At 61.5% G+C, this 21282-nt stretch carries 19 protein-coding genes; 13 read left to right on the top strand and 6 right to left on the bottom strand.

Features of this window, described 5'->3' with window-relative positions; all coding sequences use genetic code 11:
* Window positions 1-324: 324 nt before the first annotated feature.
* Window positions 325-1032, bottom strand: a complete 708-nt coding sequence (locus ICY20_RS11830; RefSeq protein WP_194937563.1) for a GntR family transcriptional regulator — start codon at window positions 1030-1032, stop codon at window positions 325-327.
* A gap of 244 nt (window positions 1033-1276) precedes the next feature.
* Here ICY20_RS11830 and ICY20_RS11825 point away from each other — a divergent pair, with 244 nt between their 5' ends.
* The 11 genes from ICY20_RS11825 to ICY20_RS11775 all read left to right on the top strand — a co-directional run bounded on the left by ICY20_RS11825 (window position 1277) and on the right by ICY20_RS11775 (window position 14255).
* Window positions 1277-2170: a TauD/TfdA dioxygenase family protein gene (locus ICY20_RS11825; protein ID WP_194937561.1), complete on the top strand. Its 894-nt coding sequence runs from the start codon at window positions 1277-1279 to the stop codon at window positions 2168-2170.
* Between the two features lie 14 nt (window positions 2171-2184).
* Window positions 2185-3210 carry an ABC transporter substrate-binding protein gene (locus ICY20_RS11820; RefSeq protein WP_159962962.1) on the top strand — a complete coding sequence of 342 codons (1026 nt, stop codon included), beginning with the start codon at window positions 2185-2187 and terminating at the stop codon, window positions 3208-3210.
* Between the two features lies 1 nt (window position 3211).
* Window positions 3212-4063 (top strand): ABC transporter ATP-binding protein, encoded by an 852-nt coding sequence (locus ICY20_RS11815; RefSeq protein WP_159962961.1) that lies wholly within the window; start codon window positions 3212-3214, stop codon window positions 4061-4063.
* Between the two features lie 11 nt (window positions 4064-4074).
* The gene (locus ICY20_RS11810) at window positions 4075-4923 is read left to right on the top strand and encodes an ABC transporter permease (RefSeq protein WP_159962960.1); all 849 of its coding nucleotides are present in this window, start codon (window positions 4075-4077) and stop codon (window positions 4921-4923) included.
* Between the two features lie 53 nt (window positions 4924-4976).
* Window positions 4977-5897, top strand: a complete 921-nt coding sequence (locus tag ICY20_RS11805) for a LysR family transcriptional regulator (RefSeq protein ID WP_194937560.1) — start codon at window positions 4977-4979, stop codon at window positions 5895-5897.
* A gap of 231 nt (window positions 5898-6128) precedes the next feature.
* Entirely contained in the window at window positions 6129-7664 is a 1536-nt protein-coding gene (locus ICY20_RS11800; protein WP_194937559.1) for an MFS transporter, read from the top strand.
* A gap of 14 nt (window positions 7665-7678) precedes the next feature.
* Entirely contained in the window at window positions 7679-8737 is a 1059-nt protein-coding gene (locus ICY20_RS11795; RefSeq protein ID WP_194937558.1) for an HlyD family secretion protein, read from the top strand.
* Window positions 8734-10179, top strand: coding sequence for an efflux transporter outer membrane subunit (locus ICY20_RS11790; protein WP_194937556.1), 1446 nt, complete (start codon window positions 8734-8736; stop codon window positions 10177-10179). The genes ICY20_RS11795 and ICY20_RS11790 overlap by 4 nt, the downstream gene beginning before the upstream one ends.
* Window positions 10180-10252: 73 nt before the next feature.
* Window positions 10253-10762: a sigma-70 family RNA polymerase sigma factor gene (locus ICY20_RS11785; protein WP_122489315.1), complete on the top strand. Its 510-nt coding sequence runs from the start codon at window positions 10253-10255 to the stop codon at window positions 10760-10762.
* On the top strand, window positions 10759-11709 hold the full coding sequence (locus ICY20_RS11780) for a FecR domain-containing protein (RefSeq protein ID WP_194937554.1): 951 nt from the start codon (window positions 10759-10761) through the stop codon (window positions 11707-11709). Before ICY20_RS11785 ends, ICY20_RS11780 begins: the two co-directional genes overlap by 4 nt.
* A gap of 92 nt (window positions 11710-11801) precedes the next feature.
* Window positions 11802-14255: a TonB-dependent siderophore receptor gene (locus ICY20_RS11775; protein WP_194937552.1), complete on the top strand. Its 2454-nt coding sequence runs from the start codon at window positions 11802-11804 to the stop codon at window positions 14253-14255.
* A 56-nt stretch (window positions 14256-14311) separates the two neighbouring features.
* On the opposite strand, the gene ICY20_RS11770 is transcribed toward ICY20_RS11775, so the two are convergent.
* From ICY20_RS11770 to ICY20_RS11750, 5 genes are all read right to left on the bottom strand, one after another.
* Window positions 14312-14983, bottom strand: coding sequence for a protein phosphatase 2C domain-containing protein (locus ICY20_RS11770; protein WP_194937551.1), 672 nt, complete (start codon window positions 14981-14983; stop codon window positions 14312-14314).
* Window positions 14980-15666 carry a hypothetical protein gene (locus tag ICY20_RS11765; RefSeq protein ID WP_159962952.1) on the bottom strand — a complete coding sequence of 229 codons (687 nt, stop codon included), beginning with the start codon at window positions 15664-15666 and terminating at the stop codon, window positions 14980-14982. Before ICY20_RS11765 ends, ICY20_RS11770 begins: the two co-directional genes overlap by 4 nt.
* 14 nt (window positions 15667-15680) lie before the next feature.
* Complete coding sequence (locus ICY20_RS11760) at window positions 15681-16310, bottom strand: hypothetical protein (RefSeq protein ID WP_159962951.1); 630 nt, start codon at window positions 16308-16310, stop codon at window positions 15681-15683.
* Between the two features lie 69 nt (window positions 16311-16379).
* On the bottom strand, window positions 16380-17084 hold the full coding sequence (locus tag ICY20_RS11755; protein WP_194937549.1) for a DUF3142 domain-containing protein: 705 nt from the start codon (window positions 17082-17084) through the stop codon (window positions 16380-16382).
* Window positions 17081-19246 (bottom strand): outer membrane assembly lipoprotein YfiO, encoded by a 2166-nt coding sequence (locus ICY20_RS11750; RefSeq protein WP_194937548.1) that lies wholly within the window; start codon window positions 19244-19246, stop codon window positions 17081-17083. Before ICY20_RS11750 ends, ICY20_RS11755 begins: the two co-directional genes overlap by 4 nt.
* A gap of 166 nt (window positions 19247-19412) precedes the next feature.
* On the opposite strand from ICY20_RS11750, the gene ICY20_RS11745 reads away from it, so the two are divergent.
* The gene (locus ICY20_RS11745) at window positions 19413-20978 is read left to right on the top strand and encodes a glycosyltransferase family 39 protein (RefSeq protein WP_324187951.1); all 1566 of its coding nucleotides are present in this window, start codon (window positions 19413-19415) and stop codon (window positions 20976-20978) included.
* A gap of 36 nt (window positions 20979-21014) precedes the next feature.
* On the top strand, window positions 21015-21260 hold the full coding sequence (locus ICY20_RS11740; RefSeq protein WP_194937546.1) for a DUF2789 domain-containing protein: 246 nt from the start codon (window positions 21015-21017) through the stop codon (window positions 21258-21260).
* Window positions 21261-21282: the final 22 nt, after the last annotated feature.

Raw genomic sequence — 21282 nt, 5'->3', positions numbered from 1 at the left:
TATAAGTTATTGCGTCTGCTGTAAGCGCAGCGATGGGCGTTTATGATCGGCAAGAACAATAAGTCGTTGTAACCCGATTGAGAGCGCGAACGAGCTCATGCGCGGTAGTTGCGCAATGAAGTGAGCTCGCTGGTTTAGTAGCGCAAGATAATAGTCGGGTTAAACAGTTTGGCGAGGGTATGAATGTATTGGATGTTTTTCTAAATAATATTAACTGTCAGCAAGTTTCTTTGGCCGCGGTGGGAAGTTTCTTCGTGCGGGGCGCTTTCATAATGAATAGCGGGCCCCGCAATACTTTAGGGCGCAAGGTGAACAATAACTGGATTAAACGTTTTTCTTACCGGTGGCTTCCAGGCCACTGAGGTAGGTTGTGATGACATCCATCCCTCGCATCAAGTGATTGCGCAGGGTCAGGATGCTCTGCTCGGTTTTCTTTTGTGCCACCAGGTTCAGTAATTCACGGTGATCTTCCTGAGAGGTCTCACCCAGGCCCATCGCCTCAAGGTTGAAACGCAAAAAACGCTCCTCCTCGTTCAGCCCGTGCTCCACTAACTTGAGTAAGCGCTGGTTAGGGGCCTTGCTGTAAAGGGTCATGTGGAACAGACGGTTCAGGCGACCAATCTCGGTGTAGTCTTTTTCCTGTTCCAGAGCGTCGATCAAAGCGCCCGCTTCGGTAATATCCGTTTCGGTGAGCAAGGGCATCGACAATCGCAACGCTTCAGACTCCAGCAACATCCGCAGCCCGTAGGTCTCTGCCGAATTGTCCTCGATCAATGGCGCGACCACCGCGCCCTTGTGCGTCACCACATGCAGCAGTGACTGAGCCTCCAGCTGGCGCAAGGCCTCGCGCACCGGCATGCGGCTGACCCCAAACAGGCTGGCCAGCTCCTGTTGGCGCATGGCTGTGCCACAGGGCAATCGGCCATCGAGGATTGCATTGCGCAAGGTTTCTTCAATTACGGAGCGAGCGAGATGGGCGGGAATGGGGCCGCTGATCTTGATGCTGTTCAAAGGGGTCGGCTTCTGCGTCACGGTTACGCTATCCTCCTTATTAGTATGGGGTGGCTAATTGGATCCAATGCACACTAGAGGCTGCCTATAAGCTTGTCAAACGGGCACAGTTTCGGCTTGTAAGCGTTTCAACACGGTGGTTCTGGTGCCCACATTGCGCTTTTCCGGCGTCTTACATTCATGTCTATCGATATTCACTAACGGTATTTAAAATGCCGTTCTTATACCTATAAAGTCACTACCCTGTCTGACCGGGAGTGACCTCATGTCCGCCACCTCTACTGTTCCAACAGCGACCCCTACCGCCCAAACGTTCGAGATCCGTCCATTGCCCGGCAGTGTCGGCGCCGAGATCATTGGCTTGGACTTGTCTCGCCCGGTCAACGACGAAGATTTCGCCCGCATCCACCGCGCGCACCTCGATCACCACGTCGTGGTGTTCCGCGACCAACGCATTACCCCCGAGCAACAGATCGCCTTCAGCCGCCGCTTTGGTGTGCTACAGATCCACGTACTCAAACAGTTCCTGCTGGCTAACCATCCGGAAATCCTGATCGTCTCCAACATCATCGACAACGGCCAATCCATCGGCCTGGGGGACGCGGGCAAGTTCTGGCATTCGGACCTGTCCTACAAAGAATTGCCCAGCCTGGGCTCAATGCTCCATGCCCAGGAGCTACCCTCCGAAGGCGGCGACACCTTGTTCGCCGACATGCACAAAGCCTGGGACCAACTGCCTGAGCATCTGCGCCAAGCCGTCGAAGGCCGCAGTGCCGCGCATTCCTACACCGCGCGCTACAGCGAGACCAAATTTGAAGGTAACTGGCGCCCGACGCTGACCCCCGAACAGCTTGCACAAGTCTCCGAAGTGGTGCACCCCATCGTGCGCACCCATCCGGAAAACGGCCGCAAGGCCTTGTTTGTCAGCGAAGGCTTCACCACCCGTATCGTCGGCCTGCCCGAAGACGAAAGCCGCGACCTGCTCGCTCAGCTCTACGCTCACAGCGTGCTGGAGCAAAACATCTACCGCCACCAATGGCAGCCCCACGACCTGGTGTTCTGGGACAACCGCTCGCTGATCCACCTCGCCGCCGGCTGCCCCAGCTACCTGCGCCGCAAACTCTTTCGCACCACCATCCAGGGCGACGCGCCTTTCTGATTCGGAGCATGACCATGTCCAGGAAAATTCCATTTGCACGCTTGGCCGCTACCGTCGGCCTGGGTGTCAGCTTGTTGGCCGGCAGCCTCGTTGCACCGGCCGTTGCCCAAGCCGAAGGCGAGATTCGCATCGCCGAGCAGTTCGGCATCGTCTACCTGTTGCTTAACGTCGTTCGCGACCAGAACCTGATCGAGAAATACGGCAAGCAGGAAGGCATCGACATCAAGGTCGACTGGACCCAACTGTCTGGAGGTGCGGCGGTCAACGACGCGTTGCTGTCCGGCTCCATCGATATCGCCGGCGCCGGCGTCGGCCCACTACTGACCATCTGGGACCGCACCCACGGCAAGCAGAACGTCAAGGCGGTCGCCTCCCTGGGCAACTTTCCGTACTACCTGGTGAGCAACAACCCCAAGGTCAAGACCATCGCCGACTTCACCGAAAAAGACCGCATCGCGGTGCCGGCGGTAGGCGTTTCGGTGCAGTCGCGTTTCCTGCAATACGCCGCGGCCAAACAGTGGGGCGACAAGGAGTTCAACCGCCTCGACAAGTACACCGTCGCCGTTCCGCACCCCGACGCCACGGCGGCACTGATCGCTGGCGGCACCGAACTGACCGGGCACTTCTCCAACCCACCGTTCCAGGACCAGGCCTTGGCCAACCCCAACGTGCACGTCGTGCTCAACACCTACGACCTGCTCGGCCCGAACTCGCCGACCGTACTGTTCGCCACCGAAAAATTCCGCAACGACAACCCAAAAACCTACAAGGCTTTCGTGGAAGCGCTGACTGAAGCCGCGCAGTTCGCCCAGAACGACAAAGGCGCAGCCGCCGACACCTACATTCGCGTCACCAAGGCCAAGATCGACCGCGCCGAGCTGCTCAAAATCATCGACAACCCGCAGTTCGAATTCAGCGTCACGCCGAAAAACACCTACCCGCTGGCGGAATTCCTCTACCGCGTCGGCGCGATCAAGAACAAGCCGCAATCGTGGAAGGACTACTTCTTCCAGGACGCCAAGCCCCTGCAAGGAAGTTGAGATGAACGCGCCCTTGCAAGGCCACGAGGCCAGCAACCTGCACACCATCGCCCCGTTGCTGGCGGTGGATAACGTCAGCCTGGAATACCGCACCCCTGAGCGGGTGGTGCGGGCCACGCACCAGGTCAGTTTCGAGATCGACCCGGCCGACCGCTACGTGCTGCTCGGCCCGTCGGGCTGCGGCAAGTCCACGTTACTCAAGTCCATCGCCGGGTTTATCAAACCCTGCGAAGGCGAGATCCGCCTGCTCGGGCAAAAAGTCGAGCAACCGGGCCCGGACCGCATCGTGGTGTTCCAGGAATTCGACCAGTTACCGCCGTGGAAAACCGTTAAACAGAACGTGATGTTCCCGCTGCTCGCCTCCAAAACCCTGAAGCGTGCCGAAGCCGAAGAACGTGCGCTGCACTACCTCGAAAAGGTCGGTCTCAGCGCCTTCGCTGATGCTTACCCGCATACCCTTTCCGGCGGTATGAAAGCCCGCGTCGCCATCGCCCGCGCCCTGGCCATGCAACCGAAAATCCTGCTGATGGACGAGCCCTTCGCCGCCCTCGACGCCCTGACCCGGCGCAAGATGCAGGAAGAATTGCTGCTGCTCTGGGAAGAGGTGCGCTTCACGCTGTTGTTCGTCACCCACTCCATCGAAGAAGCGCTGGTGGTGGGCAATCGCATCCTGTTGCTGTCGCCTCATCCGGGGCGTGTGCGGGCGGAAATTCACAGCCATCAATACGACCTGCACAGCCTCGGTGGTGTGGAGTTTCAAAACTCGGCGCGGCGGATTCATCGCCTGTTGTTCGATGAAGCCACCGAAGCGGAACCTGAGCTGGGTTTCGCCGATATCCGCATCGCTTACTAAAGGGGCTGCCCATGCGCCAGGAATATGAAGTCACGTTGCAACCCCTGCTCAGCGTCCCGGTGGAACGCGAACTGCCCCTGCGCCAACGCCTGTGGCAACAAGGCTGGCTGCGCAAGGGCTTGATCCTGATTGTGCTCGCGATCCTCTGGGAAGCCGTCGCACGCTACCAGAACAATGACCTGCTGCTGCCCAGCTTCCTGCAGACATCCCATGCGCTCTATGACGGCCTGCTCAGCGGCGAATTGCTGAGCAAGGTGAGCATCTCGCTGGTAGTGCTGATCAAGGGTTATCTGATCGGCATCGTGCTGGCGTTTGCCCTGACCACCCTGGCCGTATCGACGCAGTTGGGCCGCGACCTGCTCAGCACCCTGACCTCGATGTTCAACCCGCTGCCGGCCATCGCGTTGCTGCCGCTGGCGCTGCTGTGGTTTGGGCTGGGGCAAAACAGCCTGATCTTCGTGCTGGTGCATTCAGTGCTGTGGGCGCTGGCGCTCAATACCTATTCAGGCTTTCTCGGCGTGTCCGAAACCCTGCGCATGGCCGGTCGCAACTACGGCCTGAAGGGTATGCGTTTTGTGCTGTTTATCCTGATCCCGGCGGCGCTGCCGTCAATCCTGGCTGGCCTCAAGATTGGCTGGGCATTCGCCTGGCGCACGCTGATCGCCGCCGAGCTGGTGTTCGGTGCCACCAGCGGCAAGGGCGGTCTGGGCTGGTACATCTTCCAAAACCGCAACGAGCTGTACACCGACAAAGTGTTTGCCGGGTTGGCGGTGGTGATCCTGATCGGCCTGCTGGTGGAGAATCTGGTGTTCGACACCTTCGAGCGCCTCACCGTGAAGCGTTGGGGCATGCAGCGCTAAACACCTGCTACGATTGCGCCAAGTTCACTCCCCACTGATCACGAGTGCTTGGCATGCAACTACCGGACATGAACCTGCTGGTCGCCCTCGACGCCTTGCTCGACGAGGGCAGTGTGGTCGGCGCCGCGCGCCGCATGAATCTCAGCCCCGCTGCCATGAGCCGCACCCTCACGCGAATCCGCGAGGCGGTGGGCGACCCCATCCTTGTACGCGCCGGTCGCGGCCTGGTGCCGACGCCCAAGGCTTTGCAGCTGCAAGCCCAGGTGCGCAGCGTGGTGGAGCAGGCGGCGCTGGTGTTCCGCTCGGCGGATGAGGTGGACTTGAGCACCTTGCGCCGACGTTTCAGCGTGCGTGCCAATGACTTCTTCATCGGCGTCTATGGCGGGCGGTTGTTCGACACCATGGAGCGCATGGCACCGCTGTGCGAGCTGTGCTTTGTACCCGAAGGCGACACCGATGACGAAGCGTTGCGCGAGGGGCGGCTGGATCTGCGGGTCAGCAACACCATGCCTAACAGCCCCGAAGTGAAGGTGCAAAACCTGTTTTCCACCACCTTCGTCGGCTTGGCCCGGCTAGACCACCCGCTGTTCGATGAAGAAATCACCGCAGCGCGTTTTGCCAGTTATTCCCACATCAGTATTTCGCGGCGCGGCATCGCCCGTGGGCCGATCGACACCGCGCTGAATGCCCAAGGGTTGGAGCGCCGCGTGGCAATGATCGCGCCGGGTTTCCATGGTGCGATGTTCATGTTGCCCGATTCCGACTTGATCCTGCCGGTGCCCAAAGAAGCGCTCTACAGCGCCAATCGCCTGAAACTGCCGTTGCGCGCATTCCCGTTGCCGATCTCGCTACCGACGCTGGTCTTGGCGCAATCCTGGCACCCGCGTTTCGACAAAGACCCCGCGCATAAATGGCTGCGCGAAACCATGCGCGAGAGCTGCCATGCCACATGGGTGGAAGCCCAGCCCACCTGATTCCTGAGGTATACCGGGTCAAAATGTGGGAGGGGGCTTGCCCCCGATAGCAGTGGGTCAGTGAGAAAATCTGTGTCTGATAAACCGCAATCGGGGGCAAGCCCCCCACAGGTGTTCATGGTGATCTCAAGCGTGCGTCCCGTGCACTTATAACCTGCTGACATGTAACTTTTTGTCATGAGTTAGCCTGATTAAACTGCTCGGCTATTTACCATCCCGAGTTATCCGTTCATGACTTCCCTCGCTGCCCCCACCCTTGCGGCCGCAGCCAAACCCGTTGCTGCCAGCCCACCCGTCTTCGGCCCACGCATCATCATCGGCCTGGTCGGTGTATTGCTCGCGGTGCTGGTCTCCGGCCTCAATGAGATGGTCACCAAAGTCGCCCTCGCCGACATCCGGGGTGCGCTGTATATCGGCTTCGACGAAGGCACCTGGCTGGTCGCTGCCTACACCGCCACCTCCGTATCGGCCATGGCGTTTGCGCCCTGGTGCTCGGTGACTTTTTCCCTGCGCCGCTTCACCCTGTGGGCGATCGGCCTGTTCACCGTGCTGGGCATCCTGTGCCCGTTCGCCCCGAACTACGAAAGCCTGCTGGTTTTGCGCACCGTGCAAGGCCTGGCTGGTGGTGCGTTGCCGCCGATGTTGATGACCGTGGCGCTGCGCTTCCTGCCGGCCAACGTCAAGCTGTACGGCCTGGCGGGCTACGCGCTCACTGCCACCTTCGGGCCGAGCCTGGGCACGCCGCTGGCGGCGTTGTGGACCGAATACGTCGGCTGGCAATGGGCGTTCTGGCAAATCGTCGGCCCGTGCCTGCTGGCAATGGCCGCAGTGGCCTACGGCTTGCCCCAGGATCCGCTGCGCCTGGAACGCTTCAAGCAGTTCAACTGGCGCGGCCTGCTGCTGGGCTTCCCGGCGATCTGCATGCTGGTGATCGGCATCCTGCAAGGCAACCGGCTGGACTGGTTCGAGTCGGGCCTGATCACCTTCCTGCTCTGCGGCGGTACGGTGCTGCTGGTGCTGTTCATGCTCAATGAATGGTCGCACCCGATGCCCTTCTTCAAGTTGCAGATGCTCGGCCTGCGCAACCTCTCGTTTGCGCTGATCGTGCTGGCGGGCGTGCTGATGGTGCTGACCTCGGTGATCATCATCCCCTCCAGCTTCCTCGCCCAAGTCCAAGGTTATCGCCCGCTGCAAACCGCGCCGGTGATGCTGCTGATGGCGTTGCCGCAGTTGATCGCGCTGCCGTTGGTGGCGGCGCTGTGCAACCTGCGCTGGGTTGATTGCCGCTGGGTGCTGGGCATTGGCCTGGGCATGTTGGTGCTGTGCTGCGTTGGCAGTTCGCACCTGACGTCCGAATGGATTCGCGACGATTTCTATGGCCTGTACCTGCTGCAAATTTTCGGGCAACCCATGGCGGTGCTGCCGTTGCTGATGCTCTCCACCGGCAGCATCCAACCCATGGACGGCCCGTTCGCCTCCGCCTGGTTCAACACCGTCAAAGGCTTGGCCGCCGTGATCGCCACCGGTGTTATCGACACGCTGACCACCCAGCGCCTGCACTTTCACTCGACCATGTTGGTCGACGGCCTGGGCAACTCGCCCCTGGCCGACGGCGACGCGCCGGGCCTGGCGCACCGCCTGCACGAGCAGGCCGTGGTGCTGACTTCTTCGGATCTCTACTACGTCATGGCCGCGGTCGCGGTGGCGTTGATCCTGCTGATTTTCTGGATGCCCACGCGGATCTTTCCACCCCGCGCACCGACTTGATTAAGGACTGTCCCATGAAACGCAAAGACAAAATTGCCGTCTCCGTTATCGCCGTATTCGCCGTCGGCATGCTGGTGTATCTGGTCGCGCCGGGCGTGCTCGGCAACAAGCGCCAGAGCACCAACGACGCCTTCGTCGCCGCCGACTTCACCCTGGTGGCGCCGCGTGTGGCCGGCTTTATCAAAGAGGTGCTGGTGGAAGACAACCAGCGCGTCAAAGCCGGGCAATTGCTGGCGCTGATCGACGACCGCGATTTCCGCGCAGCCGCCCAGGCCGCCGACGCCGACACTTTGGTCGCCCAAGCCCAGTTGAAAAACGCCACCGCCACCCTGGAGCGCCAAAGCTCGGTGATCGCCCAGGCCCAGGCCACCGTCGCCGCAGACCGCGCCGAAATGGCCTTCGCCGCACACGAACTCAACCGCTACAACCACCTCGCCGGTGTCGGCGCGGGCACCGTGCAAAACGCCCAGCAAGCCAAGACCCGCATCGACCAGGCCACCGCGCGCCTGGCCAACGCCACGGCGGTGTTGGCGGCCGAGCGCAAGCAGGTAGAGATCCTCACCGCCCAGCGCGACGCCGCCGAAGGTGGGCTCAAGCGCGCCCAGGCCGCACTGGAACTGGCCAGTTATCAGCTGTCGTACACGCGCATCGTTGCGCCCGTGGATGGCATGGTGGGCGAGCGTGCAGTGCGGGTCGGCGCCTATGTGACGCCGGGCAGCAAGATCCTGGCGGTGGTGCCGCTGGAGGAGGCCTACGTGGTGGCTAATTTCCAGGAGACCCAGTTGTCCCACATGCACGCCGGCCAAGCGGTGCAGGTGCGGGTCGATAGCCTCGACGGCGAGTTACTCAACGGCCACCTGGAAAGCCTGGCGCCCGCAACCGGCGTGACCTTTGCGTCGGTCAAACCCGACAACGCCACCGGCAACTTCACCAAGGTGGTGCAGCGCATTCCGGTGAAGATCGTGCTTGAGCCCAACCAGGCACTCACCGAGCGCCTGCGGGTCGGCATGTCGGTAGAAGCGAGCGTCGACACCCAGCCGGTGGCGAAGCAACGCGAGGTGGCCCAGCAATGAAGCGAGTTGCCTGGCTCACCTTGAGCCTCATCAGCCTGAGCGCCTGCACCGTTGGCCCAGACTTCCAGAAACCCCAAAGCCCGAACGTGACGCAATGGAGTGAACCCCAGGGGCGACAGGCTGACAGCCGCGCCGTCAGCGACCCCTTGCAAGAGCGTTGGTGGGATGTGTTCCACGACGAGCAACTGTCGGCCCTCACACGCCGCGCGCTCAGCGATAACCTCGACCTGAAACTGGCCAGCAGCCGTCTGCAACAAAGCCGCGCCGTACGCCAGGTGACCACCGCCGAGCGCTATCCCAACGTTGATGCCACCGGCGCTTACCAGCGCAAACGTAACAGCGCCAAAGGCCTCAGCGACCCGTCCGGCGAAAACGGCCGTGCGGCGTTCAACCAGTGGGACGCAGGTTTTTCCGCTTCCTGGGAGCTGGACTTCTGGGGCCGCGTCAAACGCGAAACCGAAGCCGCCGACGCTACCTTGCAAGTCGCCGAAAACGACCGCCGCGCCGTGCTGCTGTCGGTGCTCGCGGAGACCGCCCAAAACTACATCCAACTGCGCGGTGTGCAGAACACCCGCGCCGTCACCGAGCAAAACCTTGACGTTGCTCGCCATAGCCTCAAGCTCTCGCAACTGCGCCTGGCCGACGGCGTGGCGACCGACCTGGACGTGGCCGAAGCCGCCGCTCAAGTCGCCGCCATCGAAGCGCGCCTGCCGGACCTGCAACAGCGCCAGGACCAGTTGATCAACGCCCTGAGCCTGTTGATGGGCGAACCGCCGCAAGCGCTGCATGCGCAGTTGTCCAAGGACGCCGCCGTGCCGCAAACCCAGCGCCAGGTCGCCATTGGCCTGCCATCGGAGCTGGCCGAGCGGCGTCCGGATATCCGCCAGGCTGAGGCCCGCTTGCATGCAGCCACGGCCAATATCGGCGTGGCCAAGGGCGATTTCTACCCGAGCATCACCCTGTCGGGCAGCCTGGGCTCACAGGCCATGCAATTGTCGGATTTCGGCTCGTGGGGCTCCCGCGCTTTTGCCTTCGGCCCGCAGTTGAGCCTGCCGCTGTTCAATGGCGGGCGCCTCAAAGGCATGTTGAACCTGCGCGAAGCCCAGCAACAGGAAGCGGCGCTGGCGTACCAGCAAACCGTGCTGCGCGCCTGGCATGAAATCGACGATCAGCTGAGCCGCTACAACGCCAGCCAACTGCGCCGCGACAGCCTCGCCGAAGCCGTGCGCCAGAACCAGATTGCCTTGGCGACGGCGCAACACCAGTACGTGGAGGGCGTGGTGGATTTCGTCAACGTACTGACTGTGCAAGGTGCGCTGTTGGCGACGCAGGAACAGTGGGTGGAGAGTTCCACCGGCGTTTCCCTGGCCATGGTTGGCCTCTACAAAGCGTTGGGCGGGGGTTGGGAGTCGGTGTATCCGCTGCAAGCCGCCGCGCACTGATACACAAAGAGTTTTGTCAGTCGCGAAATAAGGTGTAATGATAATTGCTCTCAATAGTGTATCTGAGCTTTTCATGGACACCGCGACTGACGGCCAGCAACAGCTTCACCTCCTGTACCGCGACCATCACGGCTGGCTGCAAGGCTGGCTGCGCAAGCGCCTGGGCGACCGCGAGCACGCCGCCGATGTGGCTCAGGACACGTTCCTGCGCCTGCTGGTATCCGGCCGTTTCCCCGGTGACAAGGAAAGCCGCAGCTATTTGGCGCAGATCGCCCGCAACCTGGTGATTGACCAGTGGCGGCGCCTGCGTATCGAGCGCGCCTACCTGGAAAGCATCGCGCACCTGCCGGAGCCCGAGTCGCCGTCACTGGAAACCCGTGCGCTGATCCTCGAAACCCTGATGCAGATCGACGCCATGCTCGACCGCATGCCCGACAACGTGCGCCGCGCCTTTATGTTGTCGCAATTCGAAGGGCTGACCTATGCGCAGATTGCCGAGCGTCTGGGCGTCACTGTCAGTTCGGTGCAGAAGTACATGACCCGTGCCATCGTCGCCTGCTACCAAGTGGCCTTCGAAGAATGAGACACGACGCGCCCATCGCCCCGGCCGTGGTCGAGCAGGCGAGCGAATGGCTCATGCTGCAATGGGGCGGCGACCTGCACGGTGAGCAACGCCAGGCGTTTGCCCAGTGGCAGGCCGCTGACCCGGAGCACCGTCGCGCTTGGCAACGCTTACAACACTTGCAGCAAACCCTCGGTGGTGTGCCCGCCGACAGCGCCCGCGCCGTGTTGCGCGACAGCCCCGACACCCAGCGCCGCGCTGCCCTCAAGTTGCTCGGCGTGCTGTTGCTTGCCGGCGGCAGTGGCTACCTGGCGCAGCGCAGCGAGCCCTGGCAAGCGGCGTTTGCCGAGCAGCGCACCGCCACCGGCGAGATCCGCCACGTCACCCTCAGCGACGGCACGCGCCTGGACCTCAACAGCGACAGCGCTGTAGACCTGCGTTTCAGCGCCAGTGAACGACGTATTCGCCTGATCCGTGGCGAGATCCTGCTCACCAGCGGCCACGACCCACTGCGCCCGCTTATCGTTGAAACCCCGGCTGGCGATGTACAGGCGCTGGGCACCCGCTTTGCCGTACGCGAGTTACCCGATGGCAGCCGCGTCGACCTGTACGAAGGCCGCGTGCGCGTCACCCCGGTACAGGGCGCAGCGGTGCAGATGAACGCCGGTGACAGCCTGTGGTTCAACCCACGCCAAAGCTCAGCGCTGCCGGCAGCAGGCGCCAATGCCAGCAGTTGGACCGAGCACCGGCTGATCGCCGAGCGTCAGCCGCTGGGCGAGTTCGTCGCACAACTGAGCCGTTATCGTCCGGGGCTGTTGCGCTGTGATCAGGCCGTGTCCGGTTTGTTGCTGACGGGGGTGTTTCCGCTGAACGATACCGACGCCATCCTCAATGCCCTGGAGCGCTCACTGCCGGTGCACGTGCAGGCAGTGACGCCCTACTGGGTAACGATCAAGGCGCGGGCCTGAAAAAAATTTCTAAAAAACTTGTCGGTTTTTGCACCCCGCTCGGGATACCTCTTGAAAGCCAATCAAGAAGCGATCTCACGGGGAGTCCTGCAATGCCGCACCACCCAATCCAACCCTTGGCCCGCGCACTGCGCCGTGGCCTGTTTGTCGGCCTGCTGGCGACGGTGCCGTTGGTGCCGACCCTGGTTCATGCTGAACAAAGCGCCGAAGCAGTCCGCACCTACAACATCCCGGCGAGCAGCCTGGACCAAGCGTTGAACCGCTTCGCCAGCGCCTCGGGCATCTTGTTGTCGGTAGACGCCACGCTCACCGAAGGCAAGCGCAGTGCCGGCCTGCAAGGGCGTTATGCGGTGGGCGCGGGGTTGGAGCGGCTGTTGGCAGGCAGCGGGTTGGCTGCCATGCAGTCCCAGGGTGGGTGGTCGTTGCAGTCGCTTGCGCAGGGCGACGCAGTGCAGCTCGGTGCCACACAAATCAGCGGCCAGCAAAACCAGGAAAGCGCTTGGGGCCCGGTGGACGGCATCGTCGCCACCCGCAGCGCATCGGGAAGCAAGACTGATTCAGCGCTGGTTGAAATCCCCCAGACCATCAACGTGATCACCGCGGCTGAGATCAAGGCGCGGGGCGCCCAGAGCGTCACCCAAGCGCTGCTTTACACGCCTGGCATGGCGGCTGGCGGTTTTGCCGATCGGGTTAAATTGTTCGATGAGCCGACCTCGCGCGGTTTCTCGCCTACACCGCTGTATCTCGACGGTTTGCACCTGCCCTACGGTGGCGGCAGCACCGGTGGTGCGTTGCAGATCGAGCCGTACTCCCTGGAGCGCATCGAAGTGCTCAAGGGCCCAGCCTCGGTACTGTACGGGCAGAACCAGCCGGGTGGCATCGTCAGCATGGTGAGCAAGCGCCCCAGTGAAACCCCAATACACCAAGTGGTACTGGAAGCCGGTACCTACGAGCACAAAAGCGCGGCCATCGACTTGAGTGGCCCGCTGGATGAGCAAGGGCAGTTTCTTTATCGCCTGACCGGCCTGGCCAACGACGGGCAGGATGAAATCAACTACGTCGAAAACAAACGCCAATTCATCGCCCCAAGCCTCACGTGGCGACCCAACGATGACACCAGCGTGACCCTCTTCGCGCAGTACCAGAGAGACAAAGGCGTGCCCGAGGCCCAGGGCCTGCCAGCCTCCGGCACGCTATGGGCCAACCCCAATGGCAAGATCAAGCGCGACCTGTTTATTGGCGAGCCGGGCGTCAACCGGTACAACCGTGAGCAATACGTACTGGGTTACGAGATTTCCCATCGTCTCAACGACACCTGGACCCTCAAGCAAAACGCCCGTTATGCCGAGGTCGATGACCACTACATCGCGCCTTTGCACGGCTACAGGTTTGCCGCCAACCCTGTCACTGGCGCTATGGATCAGCGCTATCAGGAGCGCTTCGGGGTGGACTGGAAGCAGAACAACAAAGTGTTTGGCGTGGACAACATCGCCCAGGCCGAATTCGATACCGGCGCGCTGTCTCATACCGTCATCGTCGGCCTGGATTACTACCACTCCGGCTCGCTGTTCAGCGGGCGCCGGGATAACAGTCCGCCATTGATCGACTTGTTCAACCCGGTCTATGGCCAGCGCCTGAACTTCGGCCCGGTTGCTCGCTGGGACCGCACCCTGAGCCAGACCGGGCTGTACGTGCAGGACCAGATCAAACTGGACAAATGGGCCTTGGTGCTCGGTGGGCGCTATGACTGGGCCAGCGTTGTGAACAAAGACCCGGTGCAAGACACCCGCTTCGCCAGCAAGGACGAAGCCTTCACCGGCCGCGCAGGCCTGGTGTACCTGTTTGACAACGGCCTGGCGCCGTTTGTGAGCTACTCCGAATCCTTCTTGCCGCTAACCGGCACTGACGCCAACGACAAGCCGTTCGAGCCCTCTACCGGCAACCAATATGAAGTCGGCGTGAAGTACCAACCGCCGGGCCAGAAGAGTTTTGTGCAGGTGTCGGTCTACCAGCTCGACCAGGAAAACGTGCTGACCACCAACCCACAAAATCCCCTGTACAGCACCCAAAGCGGCGCCATGCGCTCGCGCGGCGTAGAGCTGGAAGCCAAGGCGGCCCTGAGCGATGCCTGGGACATCATCGCCTCGGCCTCGCGCAACGACATCAAGTACACCAAGGACAACGACGGCCGCGAAGGCCGCCACCCTGCCGGTATCTCGCCGCTCACCGCATCGATGTGGGTCAACTACACCATACTCGGCGACACCCCGTTGGCCGGTCTCGGCGCTGGCCTGGGCGTTCGCTACGCCCGCCAAAGCCTGGGCGATTACTACGAAGGTGCCTTTACCGTGCCGTCCTACAGCGTCTACGACGCCAGCCTGAGCTACGACCTGAGCCGCTCGCCGCTTAAACTCAAAGGCGTGAAGCTGGCGCTGAATGTGCAGAACCTCACCAATAAAACCTACGTATCACAATGCACCAGCGACCTGGATTGCTACTTCGGCGAAGGGCGCACGGCCGTGTCGAGCCTGACCTATGACTGGTAGGTGGTCACTTGTCTGGCTGCTCTCGATTTAGTCCGGACAATGCGTGAGGGCGGCTTTTAGGTCTGCACTACCATGAAGGTGGCGTCGTCTTTCGTTGGGCAGCCTTCAAGGGTTTGCGTTGAGATGGCCTTGAGCTGGTGTTCGGCTGACAGTTCGGCCCAAAAGCCGTCCGTTGCCAAAACCCACGTCGTGTCCGGCCCGGTCTTTATGAATTGAACGGCTGGCTCATGAGGCCGTCGACGGCTCATGCAATTGAGCAGTTGCTTGCGGTGCGGGCTGCGGGCGATGAATGCGTGGCTCAGGTCACCTTGCCAGTTGGGTCCACAGTGAGGAGGGGTTAGCCAGACCATGCGCTGTTCTTTTCCCAGATACCCTAGGCAACAGTCACCCGCGTGAATAGTGATGGTGGTGCAGCCAACGACCAGTAAGGCGAGGTAGCTGGTAGAGGCAAAAGGGAAGTCTGGGCAAAGGTTGGAATGTGCTTCTTCCAGCGCGGCAAGCGCCAGCTTCAATGCCTTGTCAGGGCTACACACAACAGGAGGCGCGGCCTGGGAAAAACACTCAAGCATATGATCAGTAAGGGCTTGCGCCAACTCGCCGCTACCCGATCTTGAGGAACCGTCGGTGATCACATACAGGTAAGCGCCTGCATTGTGTGCCGACCCGCTGGCATCGCGGTTTTCTGTCCTGCCGATGCCTTGTTGGCTGAGGCTTGCGCGCAAGATCAAGAGAGCGCTCCGAACCCAATCAATGCCCGCAGTCTGTCGTGCAGCAACGCCTCTCGATCGGCGTTCTGGGCGGTGCTTTGAATGACGTCTTGGAACGCCGATAACCTCAGCAAGGCCGAAAATTGCTCACTCACGAAGCGCCGCAGTTCGACAGGTGCCTGTTTCACTTCTTCGATAAGCTCTTCCCGGCCGTCCAGCAAAGCGACGATGTCCTCAATGTCGTTGGACATCAGTACGTCGCCGCATCCACGGCCCTGATACGCCTGAAGTTTTGCTGCGAGAAACCAGGGTGCTGCGAATACTTTGATCGGTACTCCATTTGGCAGCGTGTAGTCGATGGCATTTTCCAGACCGGAGACGAACCAGGTATTAGAAAAACCCAGTACTTTTTCGTCAGTGGGCATGAAGTCGACTTTCAGGGCGCCAAGGCGCAGTCGGCAAGTGATTGAGTCCTGACCGGTGTTCTTGAACCCTCTGGGCTTCAGATTTTCTTCCAACCGATACCAGTCTGTTGTCCCCGTCAGATGAATGACCAAGTCCACATCATCTGTTCCACGAATCGACTCCAGGGTGTATTCGTCGGTGATGAGCAACACCGTGGTGCACCCGCCGACAAAGGCGACCCGGCTGCGTAACTCCTCACCCAGCGCCTCGGCGACCTCCTCAAGCATTTGCAGCATCATTGTTCTATTAGGACTCACAAGATCCACTCCCTCAGCATCGCGTCTGCCACTTTGGCTTCGCGTGGCCCTCCGATGCGGATGGCATCGACAAGGGCCAGGAAGTGATAGAGAAGCTCATCCTTTTTCACGGCGCCAGGGACGGTTTTGTATAGAGGTGTGACTTCCTGGCCTTTGCTTTTTCCATAGGCGTCGGGCCAGACGGGTATAAGATCGCCGCCGCTCATCACTTTGCCTGCCAGGACTGGGGCAGCGAATGCGGTAGGGATGCCACGCACAATTGGACCCGGTTTTGCGGGAAAGACGTAGCGGATTCCGTACTTAACGAAATCCAAAAGTGCATCACACCTGACCACGGGTTGTCCGCTGACACGGTCAGTGTGGATGAGGCCAATATCTCGACAACGATTGAGGGCGTTGGATACTTCGCTCTTGCTCAAGGCCAACGACGCAGAGAGCGCTCGGACCGAATAACTGTCACTGTTGAGCGAACCAGGGCCGTCATCAACGGCGTCCTCCCAGCCTTTCCAGTGTAGGGGGTGGTTCGAGTCGACGGTTGCTCGCCTTCGTTCATTGATTCGCATGTCTCTTGCCTGAAGGTCCAGGCTGATCAATTTGAATAAAATTACGACGTCCTGACTTTTCATAGTGCCTCGAGGCGAGTGTCCACTGTCCATGGACCGTGGACACTTTCTTGCATGAAGTTGAAGCTGATGTCAACGATTCTGCAAAAACACCACATACCCCCGAAACCACTCATTCCCCCGCAAATACCCCGGCGCCTCCCACACCCCACCCTGAATCAACCCAATCTTGAACGGCAGCCCCATGCGGTTCATGCGCGGCAAATACGCCGCGTAATCCGGGATGCTGTGCCGCCCCTGATAGGTCTGCACCACCACTTCATCCACCACGCCTTTGAGCTGGGCGATGGCGGCCGGGTCGGCGTTGCTGCTCCAGTCCATCAAGCCGGTGATGCTCAGTTTCAGGTCAGCCGGCAAGCGTTGGCGCAGGTCGCGCAGGAAGCTGGCGTATTCGTGCAGGTATTGGGTGCGGGCGTCGAAGTCGATCTGGATACCCACCACCGGGTTGCCGGCGTCGCGCCAGCGTTGCACCTGGCCGAGCAGTTGGGTGTAGACCGCTTCGGGCCATTTGAGGGTGTGGGCGCGGTACACCACCCAGACTTCGCCCTGGGTGAGGCGTGGCACGCTGATGCCCTGGGCGATCATCTGCACGCCACGCTCCGGCGCGCGGCGCTTGGAGTTAATTTGGCCCTGGAGGATGTAGAGGGTCTTGGCCTGTTGGAGCACCGGCTGCGGCGTGACGCCGCTCCACAGCCAGAAGGCGTCATAGTCGCGGGCGTCGACGGCGCCGAAAGCCGGGCTTGCCAGCAACAGCAAGCCGAGCCACAGATGCTTCACCAGTAGTACTGCGCCGATTTGCCCCACTGGGTGTCGGCAAACCCGCTTTTGAGTTGGCGGAACCAGGCCTTGCGCACGGCAGGCTCAACGTCCTGACCGCCGCAGCTGTTGTAGCCGGCCGGGGCGTAGCAGCTGACCGCGCGGAACAGCGCGTAGGCCTTGTCGTTTTTCGGCGCCTTGGCGTCGGCGATCACACGTTTGTAGCCGTCGAGACGCGAGAAGGTTTCACCCTTGAAACCCGAGGGTGTACTGCCCAGGCTGCCGGCCGCACGAGCCTGCTCCAACGGCATGCCGTCCAGGTTGTTGCGCAGTATGAATTCACCCAGGCAGTTCAGGCCCTGAGGGTTTTTGGCGTCGGCCTGCAAGGTCTCGGCGGTTTGCGCGATGCTTGGGCAGGCATAGCCGGATTCGGCTTTGTCGCCGTTCCACTGGAACAACTTCAAGGTTTGGCTGGCGCTATAGACATAGCCCAGGCTGGTGCCGAGCTTGTCTTCCGGGGCGGGTGTAGGCAGCTGCTTGAGGTCATCAAGGAAGCTTTCGAACTGACCGCGCAGCAGGTTTTTATACAGCAGCACAAACTGCGCCGTCTCGCGCTCCAGCGGGTCGCTGGCCTGGGCGATTTGTTGGCGCAGTAACTCGGGCCCGGCGACGTTGCGCAGCAGCACGTAGCGAACCTGCTTGGCGCTGATCGGTGAGTCGGCGGCGAATACCTTGGCCAGCCGCCCGCTGCGCTCATAGTTCAGCGCCAGGGCCAGTTCGAGCTGGTCGCGTTGCAGGGGCTGTTGTGCCAACGGCAGCAGTTTGAGCCACACCGCTTCGGCACCTTGCCAGTCCTGTTTGGCTTCCAGTGCCAGCGCGCGCAGGGTCTGTTGGCTGAACGCGAAATAATCCAGGCTCGACGGTACGTCCTTGGGCAGGCGCTGCAAGGCCTGATCCGGTTGGTGCTCGACGTACAGCGCATACGCCGCGAGCACGTAGTCGTACAGCGCAGGCTCGTTGGCAAACGCGGCTTTTTGCTGCTCGAGGTCGGCGCGGTTCAGCAGCGGCGGTGTGTGGGCGCGCATCATCTTCAGGTCGCTGACCACTTGCATCAGCGGCGTGAAGCGGTTCTCGCCGCTGAGCGTCAGCAACTTGGTGTCGGCTTCTTCGACCAGCTCATCCATCGACACATTGCGCTGTGCGTCGCTCACCTGCGTGAGTTCATGGGCGAAGGCCTCGGCGAGTTGGGTGTTGTTGTCCGCCAGCCAATACACCCGGCGCAACAGGCCCCGCGCGGAAGCGCTGTATTGGCCCTGTGGATAAGTGTTCAGGTAGTGCTTGAAGCCTTGTTCGGCCTGGGCCAGCGCGGGTTTATCCACACGTTCGAGCTGCGGCACGCCGTACTCGTCGTAAGTGTTGGCCTGGGCCTGGTTCAGCGCCGTGCGGGCGCTCATGTACTGCGCGGTTTCTTTTAGCCAGGGCAGGTTGGCGCTGCTGATCGCGGAGAAACCCCGCTCGGCCTCGGCAAAGCGGCCGGTATAGAAGTCGGCGGCGGCTTGCAGGTAGGTGCGCAGCAGTTGACCGTCGCTGGACTGGATCTGCTGCGGGCCCGCCACCACCGGGCCGTCCCAGCTGCAGGTGGTCAGCAGTTGCAGGCGTGCCTTGACCAGCAAATCGCGCTCGGCGGCCGGCATGTCGGCCTTGACCACCTGGCTGACAAACGCGGTGGCGCTGTCATCATCGTTGCTGCGGCAGCGGCTGCCTTCGCCGTTGAGGAAGGCTTCGCCGGCGGTCTTGTAGTCGTCGCGCTTGATGCCCAGGGGGGCGAGCAGGGTGTCGAGTTCGGCGGTGCGCGAGTTGTCGGGCTGGTTGTCGGGCTCGGCGTCCGGCCGTGGTGTCAGGCGATACACCGCGAAGGGCACGGGGCCGAAACCCTGGGACAGGTCGTCTTCGTCCAGAGCGTTGGGCGCCAGTGGCAGGGCCTTTTTGTCGGCCAGCAACAGGCGCAGGTTGACGCGGCTGTCGTTGCCAGGGCTCAGGAAGGGCAGGTTGTTGCAGGTGTCGAGCGTGTCACGGGAGACCCGCCAGTCGGGGTAGCAAGAGTCGTCGGAGCTGGCCAATACCGGCTGGGAAGTGCCGACGAGCAATGCCAGTGCCAGGGGTGACAGAAAACCGATGCGCATGACGTGTCCTTGATCCTGAGTCCTTGGAGGGCGGCAATCATAGCCTGTTCCTACGGGCACTTCGGTGAAGGCCTACGCAAATTGCTGATTTGTCTGAATCCAGCGACGAGTCATGGGCTTTTGCCCTAAAGTGGCGCTGTGGTCAGGGCAGTGGCAGGGGAACCGTGTGGCAGAGCAAAGCGAAAAGGTCGGGACATTGTCTGCCTTCAACCGCCTGACGTGGGACGGTGCAGCGTGGATCAGCCGACTGTGGTGGTTACCCATCCTCGCGCTGGCCATGGCCCTGCGTTTTTACCACCTGACGTCTGCGGCGATCTGGGGCGACGAAGGCTCCAGCCTGCTGCTCAGCGAATATGCGTTAAGTGACCTGTGGTTTCACGCGGCGCACGACGTGCACCCGCCGTTGTATTTTTTGCTGCTGCGCGGCTGGATCGAACTGTTCGGTGACAGCATCGGGTCGATCCGCAGCATGAGCGCCCTCCCCGGCGTGATCGCCGTAGGCCTGGGCGTGTGGCTGACGCGGCAGCTGTCTACCCGTCGTGCTGCCGTGCTGGCGGGTATCCTGCTGGCGCTACTGCCGACGGCGGTGCGCTACAGCCAGGAAGTACGCATGTATGCGCTGCTGGGTGTGTGGCTGCTGGGGGCCACGCTGGCGCTGGTGTACTGGGTGAAACAGCCTGAGCGCACGCGTTACCTGGCGGCGTATGCAGTGTTGATGGGCGCCGGCTTCTATACCCACTACTTCACCGCGCTGTGCGTGCTGGTGCACTGGGCCTACCTGGGAGTGCTGTGGCGTGAACGCCTGCTGGTGCGCCCCGCATGGTGGGCGGCCAACGTGGCAATTGTGCTGATGTACCTGCCCTGGTTGCCCAGCCTGCTGGACCTGGTGCAACACGTCGAACAGCTTAAAGTGGGCGGCGATATTGGCTGGGAAGAGCCTGTCGGCCTGTTATCCCTGCCCTCAATGATCTGGCAGTTTGTGATCCAGGACGAGGGCGTGGATTTCTGGCCGCCGCTGTTCTGGCTGGTGCCGCTGCTGCTGGTGGCGGTCGTGGTGGGCACTGTCTGGTGTGATCGCGAACGCCACCGTTCGGCAACGCTGCTGGGGCTGTTTTTCCTGCTTCCGCTAGTGCTGGTATACGGGGTGTCGTTTGTTTCGCCGGTATTTATCGAGCGCTACCTGACGGTGTATGCACTGGGCCTGCCGATCCTGGTCGCAATCGCCGTTGATCGTCGGCCATGGCTGGGCGCCGCGCTGTTCGTGCTGTTCGTCGGGGTCGAGCTGGTCGGGCTCAAGAATAATTTCACCGTCGACGAGCAGGACCAATTCAACGTGCCCGTGGAGTACGTCAACCGTCATTACCAGGAAGACGACCGCATCGTCCTCAGCGACATGATGTGGTACTTGAGCTACGTGTATTACGACCAGACCGACGCCCAACTGCAGCTCTACACCCCGCCTAAACCCGACGGTACACCCACCCGGCCCAACGCTTACGGCTTTGGCACCCTGGTGGACCAAGATGGAGGGCGCATCTACCTCGACCACCTGTCGGCAATCCCCGCCGAAACCCGCCGCGTGTGGTTGATCAGCAGCATCGAGGCTCCCGACGAATTTGCACCATTGCCCGAGGGCTGGCGCGAACTCAGTCGCCTAGACGGCGGTGGCGCCCGGGCGCGGTTGTTTGTGTTGTGCACTGTGCCGTCGGTGCAGCCCGAGGGTTGCCGCTAGACTCGGTTGAACCTTCATTCATCAGGAGCCACACCCATGGAGCCGCCTGTGCATAACTTGCAGTCCCTGTTCAAACAACTGGGGCTGCCGGACGACCCGGTCAGCATCGATAAGTTTGTGGCGGTGCATTCGCCGCTCAAGGCGGATTTGAAGTTGGCGGATGCGTTTTTTTGGACCGACAGCCAAAGAGCATTTTTGCGTGAGGAGATTTTGGAGGATGCGGATTGGGCTGAGGTGGTGGATGAATTGAATCTGATGCTGCGGGGTGGGCGAGGGGTGTAAAAAAACCGGGCTTGAGGCCAGC

This window comes from Pseudomonas pisciculturae, from assembly GCF_015461805.1.
Taxonomy (GTDB): Bacteria; Pseudomonadota; Gammaproteobacteria; order Pseudomonadales; family Pseudomonadaceae; genus Aquipseudomonas; species Aquipseudomonas pisciculturae.
Note: the sequence above shows the minus strand (reverse complement) of the source record. Positions and strands in the feature narration are given on the sequence as shown.

Coding starts and splice junctions, on each gene's coding strand:
- ICY20_RS11740 (WP_194937546.1), top strand. CDS start 21,015: ATGGAGCCGCCTGTGCATAACTTGCAGTCCCTGTTCAAACAACTGGGG.
- ICY20_RS11775 (WP_194937552.1), top strand. CDS start 11,802: ATGCCGCACCACCCAATCCAACCCTTGGCCCGCGCACTGCGCCGTGGC.
- ICY20_RS11810 (WP_159962960.1), top strand. CDS start 4,075: ATGCGCCAGGAATATGAAGTCACGTTGCAACCCCTGCTCAGCGTCCCG.
- ICY20_RS11790 (WP_194937556.1), top strand. CDS start 8,734: ATGAAGCGAGTTGCCTGGCTCACCTTGAGCCTCATCAGCCTGAGCGCC.
- ICY20_RS11750 (WP_194937548.1), bottom strand. CDS start 19,246: ATGCGCATCGGTTTTCTGTCACCCCTGGCACTGGCATTGCTCGTCGGC.
- ICY20_RS11805 (WP_194937560.1), top strand. CDS start 4,977: ATGCAACTACCGGACATGAACCTGCTGGTCGCCCTCGACGCCTTGCTC.
- ICY20_RS11760 (WP_159962951.1), bottom strand. CDS start 16,310: ATGAAAAGTCAGGACGTCGTAATTTTATTCAAATTGATCAGCCTGGAC.
- ICY20_RS11825 (WP_194937561.1), top strand. CDS start 1,277: ATGTCCGCCACCTCTACTGTTCCAACAGCGACCCCTACCGCCCAAACG.
- ICY20_RS11795 (WP_194937558.1), top strand. CDS start 7,679: ATGAAACGCAAAGACAAAATTGCCGTCTCCGTTATCGCCGTATTCGCC.
- ICY20_RS11820 (WP_159962962.1), top strand. CDS start 2,185: ATGTCCAGGAAAATTCCATTTGCACGCTTGGCCGCTACCGTCGGCCTG.
- ICY20_RS11765 (WP_159962952.1), bottom strand. CDS start 15,666: ATGATGCTGCAAATGCTTGAGGAGGTCGCCGAGGCGCTGGGTGAGGAG.
- ICY20_RS11785 (WP_122489315.1), top strand. CDS start 10,253: ATGGACACCGCGACTGACGGCCAGCAACAGCTTCACCTCCTGTACCGC.
- ICY20_RS11780 (WP_194937554.1), top strand. CDS start 10,759: ATGAGACACGACGCGCCCATCGCCCCGGCCGTGGTCGAGCAGGCGAGC.
- ICY20_RS11815 (WP_159962961.1), top strand. CDS start 3,212: ATGAACGCGCCCTTGCAAGGCCACGAGGCCAGCAACCTGCACACCATC.
- ICY20_RS11800 (WP_194937559.1), top strand. CDS start 6,129: ATGACTTCCCTCGCTGCCCCCACCCTTGCGGCCGCAGCCAAACCCGTT.